This window comes from Bradyrhizobium sp. P5_C11_2 (assembly GCF_054049755.1).
This window is the reverse complement of record NZ_JBFULT010000866.1, coordinates 1-2,056: the sequence shown is the minus strand read 5'-3', so window position 1 is coordinate 2,056 and position 2,056 is coordinate 1. Positions and strand designations below refer to the sequence as shown.

Below are 2,056 nucleotides of genomic sequence, written 5' to 3'. Positions count from 1 at the left end.
GAGCACGAGGATGCGGTCGGCCAGCGACAGCACCGTTTCCGGCTCGGTCGACAGCACGATGATGGCGAGCCCCCTGGCGCGGAGGTCGCGGACGATGTTGATGACGTCGTWCTTGGCGCCGACATCCATGCCGCGGGTCGGCTCGCACAGCACCAGCAGCTTTGGCGGATAGGTCAGCCATTTTGCGAGCGCGACCTTCTGCTGGTTGCCGCCGGAGAGCATGCCGAGGTCGAGGCCGACCACCGGCGGCCTGATCTGCAACTGTTCGACCTGCCGCTTGGCGATGTCGCGCTCCTGCGCCGGCTTGAGCAGCAGGGCCGAGATGCGGTCCAAAATGCTGATCGAGATGTTCTTGTAGACCGGCTCCTGGTGGAACAGCATGGCGCGCCGGCTCTCCGGGACCAGCGCCACGCCGGCGCGCCGTGCCGCCGCCGTGCTCGCAAAGGTTCTTGCCCTGCCGTCGACGGCCAGCGTGCCGCCGTCCGGCTTCAGCTTGCCGAACAGGACGCGGGACAGTTCCTGCTGGCCGCAGCCCATGAAACCGTAGATGCCGAGCACCTCGCCGGCGCGGGCCTCGAAGGAGATGTCCTTCAGGCTGCGGGCCAGCGAAAGCTGATCAACTTTCAGCACCACCGAGCTCTCGCTCGGCCGCGGCAGCATGAGGTCATCCGTGTAGCTGTGCTCGAGCGCTTCGCCGGCGCGGCCGATCATGGCCTCGATCAGCGCGCCCTTGCTGGTGGCCGATGCCGTGGTCTCGGCGACCTTCCGCCCGTTGCGGAACACCGTCACGGTGTCGGATACAAGCAGGATGTCCTCGATGAAATGTGAGATGAAGACGATGCTGGTGCCTTGCTCGCGCAAGCGTCGGAGTGTGGAAAAGAGCCGCTCGACCTCGGGCGGAGAGAGCGCGGAGGTCGGCTCGTCCAGGATGACGATGCGCGCGCCGGAGAACAGCACGCGCGCGATCTCGATCAACTGCTGGAGCCCGATCGGGAGATCGCCGAGCCGCGACATCGGATCGACGTCGATGCCGAAACGGGCGAGCTGCTCGCCGGCCTCCCGCGCCATGCGCCGCCATTGCACCAGACCAAGCCGGTTGGTCGGCTGGTTGCCCAGGAACACGTTCTCGGCGACCGTCAGGTCGGGCGCGACAGAGAGCTCCTGATGCACCATGGCGATGCCGGCGGCGTGCGCATCGCGCGCCGAGCGGAAATGCGTCTCCTGTCCGTCGATCAGGAAACGGCCGGAGAATTCGGTGTGCACGCCGGCGATGATCTTCATCAGCGTGCTTTTTCCGGCGCCGTTCTCGCCGACGAGACCATGGATCTCGCCGGGAAGAAGCGCGAAGTCGACACCACGAAGCGCTTCGACGCCGCCGAAGCTCTTCGTGATGCCCTGGAGTTCCAGGATGGGCGAACGGACCTCAGGCATGGAGCCTCAGATCAGGAAATGATCCTGCATCCACTGCATTCCGGCGGCGTTGGCCTTGGTCACGACCGGGCCGTCGGTGACGACGTTCTTGGGGATGCCCTGTCCGCTCTTCTCGCCGCCGACCACGGCGGAAACGCCCGCGATGATCGCGCCGCCATGGATGCGGCAGGACGGATTGCGCACGGTCGCGAACATGCGCCCCTCGCTCACCGCCTGGATCGCCGGGGGCATGGCGTCGACGCCGCCGATCAGGATGTTGGTGCGGCCTCGCGCCTTCATGATGTTGGCGGCGGCGAGCGCCATGTCGTCATTGTGGAAGAACGCGGCGTCGATCTGCGGATATTTGGTCAGGTAGGTCTCCCAGAGCCGCGCGGTCTTGGAGACGTCCCAGTCGGCGGGCTGGGTGTCGAGCACCTCGATGCCGGGGAATTGCTTGACGACGTTGTTGAAGCCTTTCGCACGTCCCTGCGCGCCGGTATGGCCGAGCGCACCTTGCGTCATGATGATCTTGCCCTTGCCGCCCATCGCGTTGCACAGCGCCTGCGTCACCGAAGCGCCCATGAACTCGTTGTCGGGAGCGAGGAAAGAGTGGACGTTGATCTGGTCGAGCGGCGCGATCAACGTG

General features: G+C 66.0%; 2 protein-coding genes. Both read right to left on the bottom strand.

The window, feature by feature from the left end:
* The coding region (locus ACXJL8_RS39630) for a sugar ABC transporter ATP-binding protein (RefSeq protein WP_456686879.1) at positions 1 to 1,431 on the bottom strand (1,431 nt) is incomplete at its 3' end.
* A gap of 6 nt (positions 1,432 to 1,437) precedes the next feature.
* Positions 1,438 to 2,056, bottom strand: a 619-nt coding sequence (locus tag ACXJL8_RS39625) for a sugar ABC transporter substrate-binding protein (protein ID WP_456686878.1), incomplete at its 5' end; no start/stop codon positions are given.